The organism is Duganella sp. CF517, assembly GCF_900110275.1.
In the GTDB taxonomy this organism is placed as follows: Bacteria; Pseudomonadota; Gammaproteobacteria; order Burkholderiales; family Burkholderiaceae_D; genus Rugamonas.
Genome location: NZ_FODC01000005.1, coordinates 42,804 through 61,604, shown reverse-complemented (window position 1 = coordinate 61,604; position 18,801 = coordinate 42,804). Strand labels below are relative to the sequence as shown.

Sequence of the window (18,801 nt, the reverse complement as noted above, 5' to 3'; positions counted from 1 at the left end):
GACCATGTCAGAAGATAGCGACGCAGAAAAGACCGAACCCGCGTCAGCGAAGCGCCTCGAGCAGGCGCGCGAGGAAGGCGACGTTCCGCGATCGCGGGAAGTGGCCACGTTTACCGTGCTGATGGCCGCCGGCGCGGGCCTGTGGCTGACCGGCGACGGCCTGATACGGCAACTCAATTCCGCCCTGGTGTCCGGACTGACCTTGACCCAGGAGCAAATCTTCAATCCCGACGTGCTGATCAACCGCATCCTGGTCGACGTGGTGCGGGTGATGATCGCCTGCCTGCCACTGGGCGTGGCGGTGATGGTCGTGGCGCTGGCGTCGCCGCTGCTGGTGGGCGGCTGGCTGTTTTCCGGCAAGGCTTTCATGCCCAAGTTCAGCAAGCTCAATCCCATCACCGGCATCGGCAATATGTTTTCCAAGAACGCGCTGGTCGAACTGTTCAAGGCCATCGCCAAGGCGCTGGTGGTCGGCGTGGTCGCCTACATGGTGGTGATGCGGCAGAAGGACGCGGTGATCGGCCTGGCCGTCGAACCGCTCAAGCTCGGCACCGTCCATTTGATCAATATGCTCGGCAGCAGCTTCCTGTTCATCGTCGGCGCGCTCGGCCTGATCGCCGCCATCGACGGCCCGTACCAGATGTGGCATTACGCTAACAAGCTGAAGATGACCCGCCAGGAGATGATCCAGGAATCGAAGGAGTCCGACGGCAATCCGCAAATCAAGGGCAAGATCCGCCAGCTGCAGCGCGAGATGGCCAAGCGCCGCATGATGGCCGACGTGCCGACCGCCGACGTGGTGGTGACCAACCCGACCCACTACGCGGTCGCGCTCAAGTACAGCGACGGCATGCGCGGCGCGCCGAAGGTGGTGGCCAAGGGGACCGACGAGGTGGCCGCCAAGATCCGCGAAATTGCCAAGGACAGCAAGGTCACCTTGCTGGAGGCGCCGGCGCTGGCGCGCGCGCTGTACCAGCACACCGAGATCGGCGACGAGATTCCCGAACAGCTGTACGCGGCCGTGGCCGAGGTGCTGGCCTACGTCTTCCAGCTGCGCCTGTTCAGCAAGGGCGGCAGCAACCGTCCGGACGTGCCGAAGACGCTGGACGTGCCGCCGGAGCTCGATCCGCTGAACCCGGCCTTTATCCCCAAATACGGCAAGAAACCAGAGTCGAATAACGGAGCTTCCGCATGAACGCAATAAGCAACATCAAACTGCCGCCGTGGTTGCAAGGCATCGCCAACAGCAAGAACAAGGCGAGCCTGGCGGCGCCTATCCTGATCATCATGCTGCTGGGGATGATGGTGCTGCCGCTGCCGGCGTTCGTGCTCGACATCTTTTTCAGTTTCAACATCGCGCTGGCGGTGATCGTGCTGTTGACCAGCCTGTACACGGTCAAGCCGCTCGACTTCATGGCCTTTCCGACCATCCTGCTGGTGTCGACCATGCTGCGCCTGTCGCTGAACGTGGCCTCGACCCGCGTGGTGCTGACCGAGGGCCACTCGGGTCCCGACGCCGCCGGCAAGGTGATCGAGGCCTTCGGCCACTTCCTCATCGGCGGCAATTACACGGTCGGCCTGGTGGTGTTCATCATCCTGACCATCATTAACTTCACCGTCGTGACCAAGGGCGCAGGCCGGATCGCCGAAGTGGGCGCCCGTTTCGCGCTGGACGCGATGCCGGGTAAGCAAATGGCGATCGACGCCGACCTCAACGCCGGTTTGATCGGTGAAGCCGACGCCCGCAAGCGCCGCAGCGAAGTGTCGCAGGAAGCCGAATTCTATGGCGCGATGGACGGCGCCAGCAAGTACGTGCGCGGCGATGCCATCGCCGGCATCCTGGTGACGGTGATCAACGTCGTCGGCGGTCTGCTGGTCGGCGTGATCCAGCACGAGCTGGCGTTCGGCGAGGCGATCAAGCTGTACACGCTGCTGGCCATCGGTGACGGCCTGGTGGCGCAAATCCCGTCGCTGATCATCTCGGTGGCGGCCGGTATCGTGGTCTCGCGCGTGGCCAGCGACGAGGACATCGGCACCCAGATGGTGGGGCAGTTGTTCGCCAAGCCGCAGGTGCTGTACATCACCGCCGCCATCATCGGCGGCATGGGCATCATTCCGGGCATGCCGAACCTGGTGTTCCTGCTGCTGGCCGGCGTGCTGGCCGGTTCCGCCTACCTGATGACCAAGCGCGCCAAGGCCGGCGGCGGGGCGGCCGCCGAGGCCGCCGCGGCCGAGGCCGCCGCGCCGGCCGCCGCGCCCGAGCAGGAAGAGGCCAGCTGGCAGGACATCATGCCGGTCGACACCTTGGGGCTGGAAGTGGGCTACCGCCTGATTCCGCTGGTCGACAAGACCCAGGGCGGCGAGCTGCTCAAGCGCATCAAGGGCATCCGCAAGAAGTTCGCGCAGGAGGTCGGCTTCCTGGCGCCGCCGGTGCACATCCGCGACAACCTGGAACTGAAGCCGTCGGCCTACCGCATCACGCTCAAGGGCGTCGAGGTCGGCGCGGGCGAGGCCTTCAACGGCCAGTTCCTGGCGATCAATCCGGGCATGGCCAGCGGCACCCTGCAGGGCCTGGTGACCACCGATCCGGCCTTCGGCCTGCCGGCCACGTGGATCGACGCCGGCCTGCGCGACCAGGCGCAGGGCATGGGCTACACCGTGGTCGACGCCGGCACGGTGGTGGCCACCCATCTGAACCATTTGATCACGACCCACGCGTCCGAGCTGCTCGGCCGCGCCGAGGTGCAGTCGCTGCTCGACCACCTGGGCAAGGAGGCGCCCAAGCTGGTGGAAGACCTGGTGCCGAAGATGGTGTCGCTGTCGACCTTGCAAAAGGTGCTGCAAAACCTGCTGATGGAAGGCGTGCACATCCGTGACATGCGCTCGGTGATCGAGACCCTGGCCGAGCACGCCGTGCACACGCAGGACCCGAACGACCTGACGGCGCTGGTGCGCATCTCGCTGGGCCGCGCCATCGTGCAGCAATTGTTCCCGGGCGCGTCCGAGCTGTCGGTGATGACCCTGGATAACCGCCTGGAACGCTTGTTGATGCAGGCGCTGGCGGCCAGCGGGCCGGACGGCGCGGGCATCGAGCCGGGCCTGGCCGACACCATCGCCCAGCAAGCCCAGCAGGCGGCGCAGCAGCAGGAGGCGCTGGGCCTGACGCCGGTGCTGCTGGTGCCGGGGCCGCTGCGCGCCTTGCTGTCGCGCTTCCTGCGCCGCGCCTTGCCGCAGTTGAAGGTGCTGTCGCACGCGGAGATTCCGGAAACTAAAACCATCCGCGTGACGGCGTTGGTGGGGCAGCAGTAACGGCAAGATTGAGCGGTTCGGGATCGTCGCTCGTGCGGGCGGCCTAGACTGCGGTATGGACGACGACTACGACACGCCGTGGAAGGAAGTGGTCACGCATCACTTTCCCGAGTTCATGGCCTTCTATTTTCCGCAGGCGCACGCCGCGATCGACTGGTCGCGGCCGCCCGACTTTCTCGACCGGGAGTTCGCCGCGCTGACGCGTGATGCCGAGCTCGGCCTACGCGTGCTCGACAAGCTGGTGCGCGTCCAGTTGCATACCGGCGGCGAGCAATGGGTGCTGGTGCATCTGGAAGTACAGGGGCGGCACGACAAGGATTTCGCCGAGCGCATTTTCGTCTACAACTACCGCGTCGTTACCGGCGCCCCGTTGCCAGCCTGGCGTTGCTTACCGATGCCAGTTGGCGTTGGCGGCCCTGCGCCTTCTCTTACAAGCTTCTCGGTTGCGAGATGCGCATCGATTTCCCCGTCGTCAAGCTGCAAGATTACTCCGACCGCGTGGACGAGCTGCTAGCGCTGGACAATCCTTTTGCGCTGGTCACCGTCGCGCATTTGCTCGCGTTGCAAACCAAGCGGGACGCGCGTCGCCGATGTATCGCCAAGTGGCGTTTGACCAAGCTACTGTATCAGCGGAACTGGGATCGTCAGCGTATCATCAACCTGTATCGCGTAATCGATTGGATCATGGCGCTGCCACAGGAACTGGACGCCCGGCTGCGCCATGGCATCTTGCACTGGGAAAGGAGAACGACCATGACTTACATGTCTTCAATTGAACGCATCGGCATGGAGATCGGCAGGAAAGAAGGACGGCAACTAGGGCGGCAAGAAGGACGGCAAGAAGGACGGCAAGAAGGACGGCGCGAAGCGCTCGCCGACATGTTGGCGGTGTTGCTAACCGAGCGCTTCGGCGAACTCGACGCGGTGAGCCGTGCCAGTTTGGCAATGGCCGATGCCGACCAGCTCACCGTCTGGACTAAAAATGTGCTTGCCGCCCGCAGTTTGTCCGAGGTATTCGCTGATAAATAGGCAATCTCCACGGCCGGGGGGAAATGCGGCCCCTTTCCGCCCTTGTTCATCGGATCGTTTCCTGAGTGCATCGTCAATAATGGCACTGTCCGAGTAGAAAAGCGTCTCGTCCGGAAGACGCGCTACTCACGCTACAGGAGTCGATGATGGCCACACCTACCTCGCAAGCACGCGCCACCCCGTTCCCGGGGAGCCAGCCATGAACGTCAAAAAATTCAGCGCGCCGACTTCGCGCGAGGCGTTGCGCAAGGTGCGCGAATCGCTCGGCCCGGACGCCGTGATCCTGTCGAACCGCCAGTCCGACGGCGGCGTCGAGATCCTCGCGCTGGCCAACGACGACGCCGCGTCGCTGTCGTCGCCGGCGCCGCATTCGCCGATGGCCGAACCGGCGCCGTCGCTGGACCTGGGCCTGGGCCTGCCGGCGGGCCGCCTCGAACAACGCATGGAACCGCGCTTCGACAACCGCGCCGGCGAGATGCCGGCCGAGCCGGTGCGCCGCGTCGTCGCCTCGCCGTCGTCGTACGCCAGCAAGACCGCCGCCGCGGCCGCCGCGCCGTCGGCGCCGGCCCAGCCGCGCGCGCCGTCGCTCGACGTCGACCAGATCACCGCGATGGTCGCTTCGGCCGTCGCCAGCGCCAAGCAGAACGCCGCCGCCGAGATGCAGGTGATGATGGGCGAGATCCGCGCCATGCGCGGCATGATGGAAACCCAGCTGGCCGAAATCGCCTGGGGCAGCACCCAGGCGCGCGAGCCGCAAAAGGCCGCCGTGCTGCGCGAAATGCTGGCCGCCGGTTTCTCGGCCAGCCTGGCGCGCTACCTGATCGAAAAGCTGCCGGCCGACCGCGACGCCGCCGACAGCATGCGCTGGATTAAAACCGTGTTGACCCGCAACCTGTCGGCCATGGCCAACGAGGACGCGCTGATCGACCAGGGCGGCGTGTTCGCGCTGGTCGGCCCGACCGGCGTCGGCAAGACCACCAGCACCGCCAAGCTGGCCGCGCGCTGCGTGATGCGCCACGGCCCGGACAAGCTGGCGCTGATCACCACCGACGCCTATCGTATCGGCGCCCACGAACAGCTGCGCATCTACGGCAAGATCCTCGGCGTGATGGTGCACTCGGTCAAGGACGAAGCCGACCTGCGCATCGCCCTCAAGGAGCTGCGCAACAAGCACACGGTGTTGATCGACACCGTCGGCGTGAGCCAGCGCGACCAGATGGTGACCGAACAGGTCTCGATGCTGCAAGGGGCCGGCTCGGACGTCAAGCGCCTGCTGTGCCTCAACGCCACCGCCACCCAGGAGACGCTCAACGAAGTGGTGCGCGCCTACCAGGGCAGCGGCCTGGCCGGCTGCATCATGACCAAGCTCGATGAGGCGGCGGCGATCGGCAACGTGCTCGATGTCGTCATCCGCCAGAAGCTCAACCTGTTCTACGTCTCGAACGGCCAGCGCGTGCCGGAAGACCTGCACCTGGCCGATCCGGCCTACCTGATCGACCGCGCTTTCAAATTGAAACGCGACGCCGTCAGCACCCAATACCTCGATGCCGAACTGCCGATGCTGATGTCCAATGCCAGCAACGACCTGTCGATGCGCGAGGTGCACCTTGGCTAATTTCGATTTCGACCAGGCGGAGGGACTGCGCCGCATGCTGGCGGGGCCCAAGCCCCGCATCGTCACCTTCCTGTCGGCCACGCCGCAGGACGACAAGGGCGCCATGCTGGTCAACCTGGGCGCCTCGCTGGCGCGCGCCGGCAACGACGTGTTGATCATGGACGCCTGCGCCAGCGCGCACGGCGTGGCCACCCGCCTCGGCGTCGACGGCGGCGCCAGTTTGCTCGATGTGGCGCGCCAGGAGTGCGCGCTCAACCAGGTGATCCACCAGGTGCCGCAGGGCTTCGCTGTGGCGTCGATGACACGCGGCGCGCTGCGCAGCGGTCCCGATGAAACGCGCCGCCTGGCCAAGGCTTTCGATGTGCTGGTCAAGCAGACCGGCATCGTCATCGTCGACGGCGAATTCGACGGCGAGGCTTTCCCGGTGCCGGTCATGGCCAGTTCCGAGATCGTGGTGCAGGTGTCGAACAGCGCCACCTCGATCAAGGCCGCCTACAGCATGATCAAGCGCCTGAACCAGGAACTGGGCCGCCGCCCGTTCGGAATTCTGGTCACCGGGGCTTCCGAATCGGAAGCAAAAGTGGTATACGATAATATGGCGCAAGCGGCAAGCCGCTATCTGGCCGTGAACCTGGTCTCGATGGGATCGGTGCCGGCCGACGAATACCTGCAGCGCGCCGCGCGCCTCGGTCGCGCGGTGGTCGACGCCTTTCCGCTGGCCGGCGCCTCGGTCGCGTTCCGTCAACTGGCGGGGCGCTTCGCGCTGGCCGGTTCGCCGTCGGTCGCACGTTCGCTGTGAGCGGAACGGGGGCGCGGGCAGCGGCGTGGCGAAGATCTTGGCGCATAGCTAACTATCAATGAACTATAAATAAGAATACAAACATCAGGCTATGTACACGGTCAAAGGGAAAGCGGACAAGAATTCTTTGCTGACGGAGCATATGCCGTTGGTCAAGCGCCTTGCCCATCACATGAAGGCGAAACTGCCGCCCAGCGTCGAAGTCGACGATCTGGTGCAAGCCGGGATGATCGGCCTGCTCGACGCCATCAGCCGGTACGAGGACACCCATGGCGCCCAGTTCGAGACCTATGCGGTGCTGCGCATCCGTGGCGCCATGCTCGATGAACTGCGCAACAGCGACTGGCTGCCGCGCTCGATGCGCCAGAACATGCGCAAGATCGAAACGGCGATGAGCACGCTGCAGCAGCGCCTGGGCCATCCGCCGACCGAGTCGGAGGTGGCCAAGATGCTCAAGCTGTCGCTGGCCGACTACCAGGAGATGCTGTCCGACGGCGGCGGCCACCAGCTGGTGTACTACGAGGATTTCCACGACGACGACGGCAACGACAGCTTCCTCGACCGCTATTGCTCGGACGAGGAGAGCGACCCGCTGCGCTCGCTGCTCGACGGCGACTTCCGCCAGGCCGTGATCGACGCCATCGACGCGCTGCCGCCGCGCGAAAAAATGCTGATGGGGCTGTACTATGAAGAGGAGCTCAACTTGAAAGAAATCGGCGCCGTGATGGGCGTATCGGAATCGCGCGTATCGCAATTGCATACGCAGGCCGTCGCGCGCCTGCGCGCCTCGCTCAGGGAGAAGTCGTGGACTGGGCCAGTGTAATCGGGGTGCTGCTGGCGCTGGCCGGCGTCGCCGTCGGCCAGACGCTCGAAGGCGGCAAACTATCGTCGCTGCTGCAGCCGGCCGCCTTCGCGATCGTCGTCATCGGCACCGTCGGCGCGGTGCTGCTGCAGACCAAATTCCGCACCTTCATGCGCGGCGTGCGGATGCTGCGGCTGGTGTTCGCGCCGCCCAAGGACACGCGCGCCGCGCTGGCGCGCGACATCAGCGCCTGGAACCTGGCCGCGCGCCGCGACGGCCTGCTGTCGCTGGAGCGCTACATGCTCGCCTCCAAGGACAAGTTCAACACCAAGGGCTTGCGCCTGATCGTCGACGGCATCAATCCGGACAAGCTGCGCCACCTGCTCGACACCGAGATCACCGCCTACGAAACCGAGGAGCGCCAGGCGGTGCGGATCTGGGAATCGGCGGCCGGCTACTCGCCGACGATCGGCATCCTGGGCGCGGTGCTGGGCCTGATCCACGTGATGGAAAACCTCACCGATCCCAGCAAGCTGGGCGCCGGCATCGCCGTCGCCTTCGTCTCGACGATCTACGGCGTCGGGCTGGCCAACCTGTTCTTCTACCCGGTCGCCAACAAGCTGAAGGCCATCGTCACGCAGGCGGTGCACCAGCAGGAGATCGCCGCCGCCGTGTTCTACGACATCGCCACCGGCGACCATTCGCGCGTCATCGACGAGCGCATCGCCACCTTGCTGCGGGAGCACTGACGTGCAGTACCAGTACCGGCGCGCGCGCAGGAAGTTCGACGACGACGTGGAGAACCACGAGCGCTGGCTGATTTCCTACTCCGACTTCATCACCTTGCTGTTCGCGTTCTTTGTCGTGATGTACGCCATCTCCTCGGTCAACATCGGCAAATACAAGGTGTTCTCCGACGCCCTCGGCGACGCCTTCGGCGGCGCCGGTTCGGCCGAGCCGATCAACACGCAGGTGCAGAACCTGCCGATCCCCAATCCGGGCCTGAAGCGCCGCACCGAAATGCTGCGCAAGGAAAAGGAGCAGATGACCAAGCTGGCGCAGGATCTGCTGTCCACCTTGGCGCCGCTGGTCAAGGAGGGCAAGGTGCGGGTGACGCAGAACAGCCGCGGCGTCAGCGTCGAGATCAACGCCAGCGTGCTGTTCGATCCGGCCGAGGCGCGCTTGACCGCCGATTCGGTCGAGGCGTTGCGCGCGGTCGCCGCGCTGCTCAAGGACGACAGCCACAACGTGCAGGTGGAGGGCCACACCGACAATCTGCCGATCAGCACTTCGCTGTATCCATCGAACTGGGAATTGTCGGCGGTGCGCGCCAGCAGCGTGGTGCGTCTGTTCATCGACGCCGGCGTGGCGCCGGCGCGGCTCACGGCGGTCGGCTTCAGCTCCAACGTGCCGGTGGCGCCCAACGACGACCCGATCGGCCGCGCGCGCAACCGCCGCGTGGCCGTCACCATCCTGTCGGGCATCCCCGACACGGTCACCGAATTGCCGACGACGCCGGTGGCGCCAACGGCCCCGGCCCCGGCCCCGGCACCGGCCCCGGCGCAATAAATCTTCTGAACCACGCACGGCCGATTAGCGCGGCGTAATCGGCCATGCCCGCGTCGACGCAGCGCACGCAGCGCCAATCAAGGCGCGCCGCAACAAAAGGACATGATATGAGGGGAGGGGTCAGCCGGCCAAGAAGCCGCGGCTGCGCGGAATCGTGCTCGACATCCCGCTGGCGCTATAGACGTTGTTCGCGCCGGAAGACAATGGCTGCAAGGCTTGCAACGCGCCCTGCGTGTGGCCCATCTGCTTATTGATCAGCATGCCGTTGATGCGGTTCAATTCCTTGGCCTCGCGCGTGTGTTCGAGCAACAGCTTCCACGACTGGGCGATCCGGTCGTCGGCGCTGGCGGCGATCCACGCCTCCATGCCCGACTCCTCGGCCGCAAAACCGGCCTTGCCCAGCGCGCGGTGGCGCTGGGCCGACAACAACGTCATCTGCGCGATCAGCGCGGTTTTTTTCGCCGTGACGGCCGGCAGGCCGTCGGTGTCCGCCGTCACCAGCAATTGCTGCTCCTGCTTGAGCAGCTCCAGCAGCGTGGCCATGATCTGCTCTTCTTCGCGCAGATTGTTGAGCGGGGTGACGGTTGACATGACTATCCTAACGCTTTCGTGAGTGCAGCAGATCCTTGACCGTATCGAGCAAGCCATCCGCTACTTTTTCCGAGTTGACCTGGAACTGGCCGTCGGCGATGGCCAGCTTGATGCGCTCGACCTTTTTGGTGTCGAACACGCCGCTGCTGCCGCCGGCCGCGCTGGCCGCCATGGCCTGGCCCTGGGGCGACAGGCGCACACTTTCCGAACTGGTGGCGGTCGGCGCCGGCGCCGCCTTGTCCGCGCCGCGCGCGGTCGAGGCGGGGGCCGCGTTCGACGCCGGCAAGCCGGTCGTGTTCTTTAAAGTATCGTTGATTTTCACAGCATCATCCTTCTCTGGTTGGGGCCTAAAGCCCCGGGATCTGAGTATGTAACGGCGCGCGCCGGGAAAACTTTAGCCCCGCGCGTCATCAGAACCCGGCGTTCGCTCAAAACGCCACCTCCACCAGTCCGCCCGCCTTGGCGATCCCGGTGATTTGTTGCCCACCGGAAGTTTTTACTTGGACCACCTGACCGTCGCCCGCCGTGCCCATGGCGCGCGCCTCGGCCGACACGCTGAAACCCGAACCGCTCGACACCAGCCGCACCAGTTGTCCGGATTGCACCACCGGCTTGGTGCGCAGGGTGTCGATACGCATCGGTGTGCCCGGCGGCAACGAACTATTGCTGCTGCGGCCGACCACCTGGCTGATGTCGGTGGCTATCCCGGCCGGCAACATTGTCAAATCGCCCTTCAGCATCACCAGCTGGCCGGCGTCGATGGCCTGGCCCTGGGCCAGCGGCGCGGCGCTGGCGACGTACTCGCCGATCACCGTCACGCTGGCTTGAATATATACCGTCCACGCCGACGGTGTCGCACAGCGCACGCCGACGGTGGTCTTGCCCCAGGCGCGCGCGCCGGGCATGAAAAAGGCTTGCGGCGCCGGGCAGGGGGCCAGGCTCATACGCGGGTCGATGGCGCCCACGGCGACCGTCACCTGGCCCGGCAGGCCGCCGGTCTGCACCTGCAGGAACTCCTCCACGGTGCGCTTGAGGGCGGCGCGGTCATGGTAGGCGGCCTGGCGCGGCTGCGCCGGCTGGCCGGCCTGGTTGGCCGGATTCTGCTGGCCGTGCGCGGCCGCTGCCGCCGCCGACAACAGAGCGAGGGCGGCCAGGCGGATGGCTGGACGTGCTTTGGGTGTGAGGCGTGATGTCATGGCGTAGGTTTCCCCTTCAATATTGCCATCATAGTCCGGCGGCCCCGACTTGAAAGCTTGAATAGCGCGGAAAAGCGGGTGCTTCTCTGTCGATGGTTCACTGGAGCAACTCCGTATGATGAATCCTGTCATAACAAGTTCGTCCACTGTTTGGGCGGTATCCGGAGGTTGTCATGCTTGGTAAACTCGACGATTACATGCGCTTTAACGAAGCCGCTCTGAGCCTGCGCTCGCAGCGGCAGACGGTGTTGGCGTCCAACATCGCCAACGCCGATACGCCCAATTACAAGGCCCGCGACGTCGATTTCGGCAGCGCGCTCAAGGCCGCGCTGGACAAGGCCAGCCCGAGCGCGAACGCCACGCTCAAGACCACCGCCGCCAAGCATTTCCCCAACCCCCAGCAAACCGGTGGCACGCTGGGCGACGGCACGCCGCTGTTGTACCGCGGCGTGGTGCAGGGCGCCGTCGACGGCAACACGGTCGACATGGACGTCGAACGCAACCAGTTCGCCGACAACGCCATCCGCTACGAGGCCGGCGTCACCATGATCAACGCCCAGATCAAAGGGATGATGGCGGCGATCCAGTCAGGGAACTAATCATGTCATTATTTAAAATCTTCGATGTCTCCGGTTCGGCCATGAGCGCCCAGGCGCAGCGCCTCAACGTGGTCGCCTCCAACCTGGCCAACGCCGACAGCGCCACCAGCGCCAGCGGCGAGGCCTACCGCGCCCGCCAGGTGGTGTTCGAGGCCACGCCGACGGCCAATGGCGATTCGACCGGCGTGCGCGTGCGCAAGGTGGTCGAGGACCAGTCGCCGATGAAGCAGATGTACGACCCCAAGCATCCGATGGCCGACGACAAGGGCTACGTCACCATGCCCAACGTCAACGTGGTCGACGAGATGGTCAACATGCTGTCGGCGTCGCGCTCGTACCAGACCAACGTCGAGACGATGAACGCGGCCAAGTCGCTGCTGGCGAAAACGCTGACCATCGGCCAGAACTAACACGTATCCTAAGAGAGCCCCACCATGGCCACCACCAGCGGCATCATCGACACGCCCAAGGCGTCGACGTACAACACCACCAACAGCGCCACCAGCAACACGGCGTCGACCAGCAACGACATCGGCGCCGACCAGGACAAGTTCATGAAGCTGCTGATCACGCAGCTGAAGAACCAGGATCCGCTCAATCCGATGGACAACGCCGCCATGACCAGCCAGCTGGCGCAGCTGTCGACGGTGACCGGCATCAACAAGGTCAACGCCACGCTCGAATCGCTGCGCACCGACCAGGCCAGCGCGCAATCGATGAACGCGGTCAGCCTGATCGGCAAGGGCGTGCTGGTGGCGGGCAAGGGTATCGAACTGAGCACCAGCACCGACGCGGCCGGCGTCAAGACCAGCAGCAGCGTGTTCGGCGTCGACCTGGCTTCGCCGGCCGAGACGGTCGACATCAGCATCATGGACAAGACCGGCAAGGTGGTGCGCACGATGTCGATGAAAAACGTCGACGTCGGCACCTACCCGATCACCTGGGACGGCACCATGGACGACAAGGCCGCGGCGCCGGCGGGCAGCTACACCTTCAGCGTCAAGGCCGCCAGCACCGGCAAGACGCTCACCGACGCCACGCAGTTGCAGTTGGCGGCCGTCGCCAGCGTGTCGACCGGCGCGGCCGGCGTCAAACTGAATACCTCGCTCGGCCATTTCACGATGGCCGAAATCAAGGAAGTTTTGTAAGTCTCACACCATAGGGGAATACCATGTTCCAACAAGGACTGAGCGGCCTGAACGCCGCATCCAAATCGCTGGACGTCATCGGCAACAACATCGCCAATGCCAGCACGGTCGGGTTCAAGGGTTCGCAAGCCCAGTTTGCGGACCTGTACGCCAACTCGCTCAACGGCGTCTCCGGCAACAACCCGGGCATCGGTGTGACGACCTCCAAGATCGCCCAGCAGTTCACCCAGGGTAATATCGAAACCAGCAACAACCCGCTGGACGTGTCGATCAACGGCGGCGGCTTCTTCCGCATGGTGGTCAATGGCGCGGTGCAGTACTCGCGCAACGGCCAGTTCCACGAAGATAACACCCACACGCTGGTCAACGCCCAGGGCGCGCAGCTGACCGGTTACCTGTCGAACACGGCCGGCGTGATCCAGCTCGGCGCGCCGGTGCCGCTGACCCTGGACAAGTCCGACCTGACGCCGGTGCAGACCACCAAGGCCAACTTCCAGATGAACCTCAGTTCGGCCGAGAAAGTGCCGAAAGTGAACCCGTTCAATGCGAACGACCCGAACTCGTACAACAAGCAGACCGTGCTCAACGTCTACGACAGCCTGGGCACCTCGCACATCATGACCACGTACTACGTCAAGACCGACGCCAATACCTGGGACGTGTATGCATCGGCCGACAACAAGGAAATCGTGTCCGCCGGCGTGGTCGCGTCGATCAACCTCGAACCCGGCGTGGTCGCGGCCCGTACCGCCTACAATGACGCTGTGCGCGCCGCGCCGCCCGACCAGGACATCATCAACCAGACCGCCTTCGCCTACGCGACAGCCGCCCACGCGGCGATGACCACCGCGGCCACCACGCCGCCGGCCGCGGCCACGCCCGAACAGCTGGCCTCCCTGGACGCCGCGCTCGCCGCGCTCGACCCGACCAGCAGCGGCGCGATTGTCGACATGACGCCGGACGACATCGCCGCCAAGCTGGCCGCCGCCGTCACCGTGCCAGCCGTCAAAGTCGGCACCCTGGTGTTCGACCGCAATGGCGCGCTCAGCCCGGGCGCCATGGCTGCCCTGGTGCCGGCGCAAACCCTGCCGTTCTCGATCACCTTGCCGATCTTCCCGGACACCGGCGCGGAACAGCCGATGACGGTGCTGACCACGTTCGACAAGACCACCCAGTACGGCAGCGTGACCAACGACCTGGGCTCGACCCAGGACGGTTACTCGGCCGGTTCGTGGCAGCGTTACGCGATCGACGAGAACGGCGTGATCCTGGGCCAGTACAGCAACGGCAAGTCGCGCGCCATGGGCCAGATTGCCATGGCCAACTTCGCCAGCGTCGACGGCCTGACCCCGCTGGGCAATAACGCCTGGGCGGAAAGCTCGAACTCGGGTCCTCCGCAAGTGGGCGTACCGAACGCCGGTTCGATGGGATCGTTGCGCGCCAGCTCGGTGGAAACGTCGAACGTCGACCTGACGGCCGAACTGGTCAATATGATCACCGCGCAGCGCGTCTACCAGGCCAACGCGCAAACGATCAAGACCCAGGACGGCATCATGCAGACCCTGGTGAATCTGAGGTAATAAGCTGCGTTAATGAAGGAGTAAACCATGGACCGTCTGATCTACACCGCGATGACCGGGGCGCGGCACGTGCTGGAGCAGCAAGCGACCACGTCCAACAACCTGGCCAACGTCAACACCACCGGCTTTCGCGCGCAGCTCGACAGCTTCCGCGCCGTGCCGGTGGTGTCGGAGGGCTTGCAAACGCGCGCCTTCGTGGTCGATTCGACGGTCGGCGCCGACATGCGCGCCGGGCCGATCCAGACCACCGGCCGGCCGCTCGACATCGCCATCCGCGACCAGGGCTGGATCGCCGTGCAGTCGCCGGACGGTTCCGAGGCCTACACCCGCAACGGCAGCCTGAAGGTTAGCGAAAACGGCCTGCTGCAAACGGCCGGCGGCCAGACCCTGATCGGCGACGGCGGCCCGATCGCCATTCCGCCGGACGTGACGGTGATGATCGCCGGCGACGGCACCGTCAGCACCGTCTCGACCGACTATCAGCCCGGCCCGTCCAACACGCTGGGCCGCATCAAGCTGGTCAATCCGGACCCCAAGGGCCTGGTGCGCGGCAACGACGGCCTGTTCCGCCAGAAGGACGGCACGCCGGCGCAGAACGATCCGCTGGTGCGCGTGGTCGACGGCGCGGTCGAGGGCAGCAACGTCAATCCGGTCGATTCCATGGTCAATATGATCAGCTTGGCAAGGCAGTTCGAGATGCAAATGAGCCTGTTGAAGAACGCCGAGAATAACGCCGCAAAAGCCACCCAGATCCTCGCTTTGGGTTGATGACCTCTCCCGCATAATGGTGGTGTGGGATGAGTAGCTGTCGCTTCTGGCCGCTCCCATCCATGCTACGGGAGAAGGAAAATGATACGTTCACTTTGGATCGCCAAGACGGGCATGGAAGCGCAGCAGACCGCGCTCGACGTCACGTCCAACAATCTGGCCAACGTCAGCACCAACGGGTTTAAAAAGTCGCGCGCCGTCTTCGAAGACCTGCTGTACCAGAACATCCGCCAGCCCGGCGGCCAATCGTCGCAACAGACCAACCTGCCATCGGGCATGCAGCTCGGTACCGGTGTGCGTCCCGTCGCGATCGAACGCGTCCACACCCAGGGCAATCCGCAGTCGACCGGCAACGACAAGGACCTGATGGTCAACGGCAACGGCTTCTTCAACGTGCTGCTGCCCGACGGCACCACCGCCTACACCCGCGACGGCTCCTTCCAGCGCGACAACAACGGCCAGATGGTCACCTCCAGCGGCTTCGTGCTGCAGCCGGCCATCACCATCCCGATCACCGCGCAAAGCATCACCGTCGGCCGCGACGGCACCGTTTCGGTGACGTTGCCCGGCCAGGTCGCGCCGCAGCAGATCGGCAGCATCCAGTTGTCGACCTTCATCAACCCGACCGGGCTCGAGTCGAAGGGCGAGAACCTGTACGTCGAGACCGGCGCGTCGGGCAATCCGCAGACCAACACCCCGGGCACCAACGGCACCGGCGTGATCCTGCAGGGCTTTGTCGAAACGTCCAACGTCAACGTGGTCGAGGAGATGGTCAACATGATCCAGAACCAGCGCGCCTACGAAATCAATTCCAAGGCCATCACCACGTCCGACCAGATGCTGGCCAAGCTGGCGCAGCTGTAAGGGGCAGACCATGAAACACGCATTTTCCGCACTCTCGATCATCGCCGCGGCCGCCCTGGGCGGTTGCATGAGCACGCCGACCTCGATCGTCAACACGCCGATGTCGGCGCGCCCGCTCAACGCCGAGCAACTGGCCGCCAAGCCCAACAACGGCGCCATCTACCAGGGCGCGGCTTTCCGCCCGATCTTCGAGGACCGCCGCGCGCGCCAGGTGGGCGACGTGCTGACCCTGGTCATTACCGAACGCACCACCGCCAACAAGGCCGGCACCAGCTCGGGCAACAAGTCCGGCAATGTCAGCGTGGCGCTGCCCAAGCCGCTGCAATCGACGTTCGGCAACCCGCTGGCCGTGACCAACGAAAGCAAGTACAGCGACGGCGACAACCAGACCGCCAGCAACGCCTTCACCGGCACCATGGGCGTGACGGTGGTCGAGGTGCTGTCGAACGGCAACCTGATCGTGGCCGGCGAGAAGCAGGTGGCGATGAACAAGGGCGTCGAATTCATCCGCTTCTCCGGCATGATCAATCCCGACAACATCGCCACCGGCAACACCGTGGCCTCGACCGCCGTGGCCGACGCCAAGGTCGAATACCGCACCAGCAGCCAGGTCGACCGCGCGGAAATGGCCTCGATGGCCTCGCGCTTCTTCCAAAGCCTGCTGCCGTTCTGAGGCCATGATGAACAACCTGACCCACGCCCCGCGCCGCGTCGTCAAAATCTGCAAGCTGGTGGCGATCGCGCTGGCGTTCGTGCTGCTGGCGTCGATGGTGCAAAGCGCCCACGCCGAGCGCCTGCGCGACCTGGCCAGCATCGCCGGCGTGCGCCAGAATCAGCTGATCGGCTACGGCATCGTCGTCGGCCTTGACGGCAGCGGCGACCAGACCACGCAAACCCCGTTCACCGTGCAAAGCGTGGTGTCGATGCTGCAGCAACTGGGCGTGAACCTGCCGCAGGGCACCCAGCTGCAACTGAAGAACGTCGCCGCCGTCATGGTCACCGCCTCCTTGCCGCCGTTCGCGCAGCCGGGCCAGACCCTGGACATCACCGTCTCGTCGATGGGCAACGCCAAGAGCCTGCGCGGCGGCACCTTGTTGATGACGCCCTTGAAGGGCGCCGACGGCCAGGTCTACGGCATGGCCCAGGGTAACGTGCTGGTGGGCGGCGTCGGCGTCGCCGCCGGTGGCGCCGGCGGCAGTTCGCTGACCGTCAACCACCTGAGCGTGGGCAAGATTTCCGCGGGTGCAACGGTCGAGCGCGCCGTCGCCTCCAACCTGGGCGAGGGCAACCAGATCAAGCTGGAACTGAACACCGCCGACTTCGCCACCGCCAGCCGCGTGGTCGAGGCCATCAACGACAAATACGGCCCGGGCATCGCCTACGCGCTCGACAGCCGCGTGATCCGCGTGCAGTCGCCCAGCGGCAGCGACCAGCGCGTGACGTTCATCGGCACCTTGCAGGACATGCAAGTCAATCCGGCCGAGCAGCCCGCCAAAGTCATCATGAACGCGCGCACCGGCTCGGTGGTGATGAACCGCGCCGTGACGCTTGAAACGTGCGCCATTTCCCACGGGAATATGTCAGTCTCGGTGACAGCCGATCCGCAGGTGAGCCAGCCCAACGCGCTGGCCGGCGGCCGCACCGTCGTCACGCCCAACCAGAGCGTCGATATCAAGAAGGATAGCGGCAAGGTGATGATGGTCAAGGGCGGCGCCTCGCTGGCCGAAGTGGTCAAGGCGCTCAACGCCATCGGCGCCACGCCGCAGGACCTGCTGTCGATCCTGCAGGCCATGAAAGCCGCCGGCTCGCTGCGCGCCGAGCTGGAAATTATTTAAGCGGAGTTCGCCATGACCAGTCCCAAGACATCCAACGACCTCGGCAGTAATCTGAGCAGCAAGTTCGCGCTCGACGTCAAGGACATGGGCGCGCTGCGCCAGTCGGCCAAGGCCGGCGGCGCCGAGTCGCTGAAAACCGCCTCCACCCAGTTCGAGGCCATGTTCGTCAACATGATGATGAAGAGCATGCGCGACGCCTCGCCGCAGGACGGCATGATGAACAGCGAGCAGACCAAGATGTTCACCACCATGCTCGACCAGCAGACCAGCCAGAACATCGCCAAGAAGGGCATCGGCCTGTCCGACGTGCTGATCCGCCAGCTGACCAAGACCGCCGACGCCAAGGCGCTCGACATCGGCGGCGCCGGCGACGGCGCCAGCGGCGCCAACGCGGGCAGCTTCAGCGGCGTGGCCAGCCTGATGGACGCCAAGCTGCAAAAGGCCATCGCGGCGGCCGGCGGCGCCGGCGCCGCCAACGTCGCCCCTAAAACGGGGGCGGTCGACGACAACAGCGCAGGGGTGGGTAAAACCGCGGCGACGGTCAGCGGCAACCGCGGCTCGCAGGCGCCGCACGTGCGCAGCTTCCAGGAGAAGCTGTCGGCCCACGCCGAGGAGGCCAGCCTGGCCACCGGCATTCCGGCCAAGTTCATGCTGGGCCAGGCGGCGCTCGAGAGCGGCTGGGGCAAGCGCGAGATCAAGGGCCGCGACGGCACCAACAGCCACAACCTGTTCGGCATCAAGGCCGGCGGCGACTGGAAGGGCAAGACGGTCGACGCCACCACCACCGAATACGTCAACGGCAAGGCCCAGACCCGCGTCGAGAAATTCCGCGCCTACGACAGCTACGCCGACAGCTTCAAGGATTACGCGAAATTGTTGTCGAACAATCCACGCTACGAGAAGGTGCTCGCCAGCGGCGGCGACGCCAGCAGCTTCGCCCGGGGCTTGCAGAAGGCGGGCTACGCCACCGACCCGCAATACGCGGCCAAATTGACCAGCATCATCACGCGCTCGCTGGCCGGCTGACCGGTGGCGGCCGGGCGCGCCGTGGCGGTTCATGCAACGTTGATTCAAGTTTTCCGGCGCGCCGCCGTTAC

General features: G+C 65.2%; 21 protein-coding genes. 18 read left to right on the top strand and 3 right to left on the bottom strand.

Annotation, left to right across the window (positions count from 1 at the left end; translation table 11 throughout):
• Positions 1–4 precede the first annotated feature (4 nt).
• The 9 genes from flhB (at position 5) to motD (ending at position 9,123) form a co-directional block, all read left to right on the top strand.
• Positions 5–1,195, top strand: a complete 1,191-nt coding sequence (flhB, locus tag BMX85_RS19620; RefSeq protein ID WP_090322498.1) for a flagellar biosynthesis protein FlhB — start codon at positions 5–7, stop codon at positions 1,193–1,195.
• Positions 1,192–3,309: a flagellar biosynthesis protein FlhA gene (flhA, locus tag BMX85_RS19615; RefSeq protein ID WP_090322494.1), complete on the top strand. Its 2,118-nt coding sequence runs from the start codon at positions 1,192–1,194 to the stop codon at positions 3,307–3,309. Before flhB ends, flhA begins: the two co-directional genes overlap by 4 nt.
• Positions 3,310–3,364: 55 nt before the next feature.
• Positions 3,365–3,823, top strand: a complete 459-nt coding sequence (locus tag BMX85_RS31515; RefSeq protein WP_307173868.1) for an RpnC/YadD family protein — start codon at positions 3,365–3,367, stop codon at positions 3,821–3,823.
• The gene (locus BMX85_RS31510; protein WP_307173866.1) at positions 3,760–4,338 is read left to right on the top strand and encodes an RpnC/YadD family protein; all 579 of its coding nucleotides are present in this window, start codon (positions 3,760–3,762) and stop codon (positions 4,336–4,338) included. Before BMX85_RS31515 ends, BMX85_RS31510 begins: the two co-directional genes overlap by 64 nt.
• Positions 4,339–4,537: 199 nt before the next feature.
• Positions 4,538–5,953: a flagellar biosynthesis GTPase FlhF gene (gene flhF / locus BMX85_RS19605; RefSeq protein WP_090322488.1), complete on the top strand. Its 1,416-nt coding sequence runs from the start codon at positions 4,538–4,540 to the stop codon at positions 5,951–5,953.
• The gene (locus BMX85_RS19600) at positions 5,946–6,752 is read left to right on the top strand and encodes a MinD/ParA family ATP-binding protein (protein WP_090322484.1); all 807 of its coding nucleotides are present in this window, start codon (positions 5,946–5,948) and stop codon (positions 6,750–6,752) included. The genes flhF and BMX85_RS19600 overlap by 8 nt, the downstream gene beginning before the upstream one ends.
• A 91-nt stretch (positions 6,753–6,843) precedes the next feature.
• Entirely contained in the window at positions 6,844–7,575 is a 732-nt protein-coding gene (locus tag BMX85_RS19595) for an RNA polymerase sigma factor FliA (protein WP_090322480.1), read from the top strand.
• Complete coding sequence (locus tag BMX85_RS19590) at positions 7,557–8,303, top strand: flagellar motor protein (RefSeq protein ID WP_090322477.1); 747 nt, start codon at positions 7,557–7,559, stop codon at positions 8,301–8,303. Before BMX85_RS19595 ends, BMX85_RS19590 begins: the two co-directional genes overlap by 19 nt.
• 1 nt (position 8,304) lies before the next feature.
• Positions 8,305–9,123, top strand: a complete 819-nt coding sequence (motD, locus tag BMX85_RS19585) for a flagellar motor protein MotD (protein WP_090322467.1) — start codon at positions 8,305–8,307, stop codon at positions 9,121–9,123.
• A gap of 120 nt (positions 9,124–9,243) precedes the next feature.
• Here motD and BMX85_RS19580 read toward each other — a convergent pair whose 3' ends face one another.
• From BMX85_RS19580 to flgA, 3 genes are all read right to left on the bottom strand, one after another.
• On the bottom strand, positions 9,244–9,714 hold the full coding sequence (locus tag BMX85_RS19580; protein ID WP_090322462.1) for a flagella synthesis protein FlgN: 471 nt from the start codon (positions 9,712–9,714) through the stop codon (positions 9,244–9,246).
• 7 nt (positions 9,715–9,721) lie between these two features.
• Positions 9,722–10,036: a flagellar biosynthesis anti-sigma factor FlgM gene (flgM, locus tag BMX85_RS19575; RefSeq protein ID WP_090322458.1), complete on the bottom strand. Its 315-nt coding sequence runs from the start codon at positions 10,034–10,036 to the stop codon at positions 9,722–9,724.
• 106 nt (positions 10,037–10,142) lie between these two features.
• On the bottom strand, positions 10,143–10,910 hold the full coding sequence (gene flgA / locus BMX85_RS19570) for a flagellar basal body P-ring formation chaperone FlgA (protein WP_090322455.1): 768 nt from the start codon (positions 10,908–10,910) through the stop codon (positions 10,143–10,145).
• A 173-nt stretch (positions 10,911–11,083) separates the two neighbouring features.
• Between flgA and flgB the strand changes: the two genes are divergently transcribed.
• The 9 genes from flgB (at position 11,084) to flgJ (ending at position 18,730) form a co-directional block, all read left to right on the top strand.
• Entirely contained in the window at positions 11,084–11,509 is a 426-nt protein-coding gene (flgB, locus tag BMX85_RS19565) for a flagellar basal body rod protein FlgB (protein WP_090322449.1), read from the top strand.
• Positions 11,510–11,511: 2 nt separating this feature from the next.
• Positions 11,512–11,919, top strand: a complete 408-nt coding sequence (gene flgC, locus BMX85_RS19560) for a flagellar basal body rod protein FlgC (protein WP_090322445.1) — start codon at positions 11,512–11,514, stop codon at positions 11,917–11,919.
• A 24-nt stretch (positions 11,920–11,943) separates the two neighbouring features.
• Entirely contained in the window at positions 11,944–12,657 is a 714-nt protein-coding gene (locus BMX85_RS19555) for a flagellar hook assembly protein FlgD (protein ID WP_090322441.1), read from the top strand.
• Between the two features lie 23 nt (positions 12,658–12,680).
• Positions 12,681–14,237 (top strand): flagellar hook protein FlgE, encoded by a 1,557-nt coding sequence (locus BMX85_RS19550; protein WP_090322437.1) that lies wholly within the window; start codon positions 12,681–12,683, stop codon positions 14,235–14,237.
• Positions 14,238–14,264: 27 nt separating this feature from the next.
• Positions 14,265–15,005: a flagellar basal-body rod protein FlgF gene (gene flgF, locus BMX85_RS19545; protein WP_090322432.1), complete on the top strand. Its 741-nt coding sequence runs from the start codon at positions 14,265–14,267 to the stop codon at positions 15,003–15,005.
• Between the two features lie 81 nt (positions 15,006–15,086).
• Positions 15,087–15,869 carry a flagellar basal-body rod protein FlgG gene (gene flgG, locus BMX85_RS19540; RefSeq protein ID WP_090322427.1) on the top strand — a complete coding sequence of 261 codons (783 nt, stop codon included), beginning with the start codon at positions 15,087–15,089 and terminating at the stop codon, positions 15,867–15,869.
• Positions 15,870–15,879: 10 nt separating this feature from the next.
• A complete protein-coding gene (locus BMX85_RS19535; protein ID WP_090322424.1) occupies positions 15,880–16,542 on the top strand; it encodes a flagellar basal body L-ring protein FlgH in 663 nt (220 codons plus the stop codon).
• Between the two features lie 7 nt (positions 16,543–16,549).
• On the top strand, positions 16,550–17,704 hold the full coding sequence (locus BMX85_RS19530; protein ID WP_090323782.1) for a flagellar basal body P-ring protein FlgI: 1,155 nt from the start codon (positions 16,550–16,552) through the stop codon (positions 17,702–17,704).
• 12 nt (positions 17,705–17,716) lie between these two features.
• Positions 17,717–18,730 carry a flagellar assembly peptidoglycan hydrolase FlgJ gene (gene flgJ / locus BMX85_RS19525; RefSeq protein ID WP_090322420.1) on the top strand — a complete coding sequence of 338 codons (1,014 nt, stop codon included), beginning with the start codon at positions 17,717–17,719 and terminating at the stop codon, positions 18,728–18,730.
• The last annotated feature ends 71 nt before the right edge of the window (positions 18,731–18,801 follow it).

What these genes read in the sequence shown, in the direction of transcription:
- BMX85_RS19550 (WP_090322437.1), top strand. Translation starts at nt 12,681, where the DNA reads ATGTTCCAACAAGGACTGAGCGGCCTGAACGCCGCATCCAAATCGCTG.
- BMX85_RS19535 (WP_090322424.1), top strand. Translation starts at nt 15,880, where the DNA reads ATGAAACACGCATTTTCCGCACTCTCGATCATCGCCGCGGCCGCCCTG.
- flgJ (WP_090322420.1), top strand. Translation starts at nt 17,717, where the DNA reads ATGACCAGTCCCAAGACATCCAACGACCTCGGCAGTAATCTGAGCAGC.
- BMX85_RS19530 (WP_090323782.1), top strand. Translation starts at nt 16,550, where the DNA reads ATGAACAACCTGACCCACGCCCCGCGCCGCGTCGTCAAAATCTGCAAG.
- flgG (WP_090322427.1), top strand. Translation starts at nt 15,087, where the DNA reads ATGATACGTTCACTTTGGATCGCCAAGACGGGCATGGAAGCGCAGCAG.
- flgB (WP_090322449.1), top strand. Translation starts at nt 11,084, where the DNA reads ATGCTTGGTAAACTCGACGATTACATGCGCTTTAACGAAGCCGCTCTG.
- flgC (WP_090322445.1), top strand. Translation starts at nt 11,512, where the DNA reads ATGTCATTATTTAAAATCTTCGATGTCTCCGGTTCGGCCATGAGCGCC.
- BMX85_RS31510 (WP_307173866.1), top strand. Translation starts at nt 3,760, where the DNA reads ATGCGCATCGATTTCCCCGTCGTCAAGCTGCAAGATTACTCCGACCGC.
- flhA (WP_090322494.1), top strand. Translation starts at nt 1,192, where the DNA reads ATGAACGCAATAAGCAACATCAAACTGCCGCCGTGGTTGCAAGGCATC.
- flgF (WP_090322432.1), top strand. Translation starts at nt 14,265, where the DNA reads ATGGACCGTCTGATCTACACCGCGATGACCGGGGCGCGGCACGTGCTG.
- flhF (WP_090322488.1), top strand. Translation starts at nt 4,538, where the DNA reads ATGAACGTCAAAAAATTCAGCGCGCCGACTTCGCGCGAGGCGTTGCGC.
- BMX85_RS19555 (WP_090322441.1), top strand. Translation starts at nt 11,944, where the DNA reads ATGGCCACCACCAGCGGCATCATCGACACGCCCAAGGCGTCGACGTAC.
- BMX85_RS31515 (WP_307173868.1), top strand. Translation starts at nt 3,365, where the DNA reads ATGGACGACGACTACGACACGCCGTGGAAGGAAGTGGTCACGCATCAC.
- flhB (WP_090322498.1), top strand. Translation starts at nt 5, where the DNA reads ATGTCAGAAGATAGCGACGCAGAAAAGACCGAACCCGCGTCAGCGAAG.
- BMX85_RS19580 (WP_090322462.1), bottom strand. Translation starts at nt 9,714, where the DNA reads ATGTCAACCGTCACCCCGCTCAACAATCTGCGCGAAGAAGAGCAGATC.
- BMX85_RS19595 (WP_090322480.1), top strand. Translation starts at nt 6,844, where the DNA reads ATGTACACGGTCAAAGGGAAAGCGGACAAGAATTCTTTGCTGACGGAG.
- flgA (WP_090322455.1), bottom strand. Translation starts at nt 10,910, where the DNA reads ATGACATCACGCCTCACACCCAAAGCACGTCCAGCCATCCGCCTGGCC.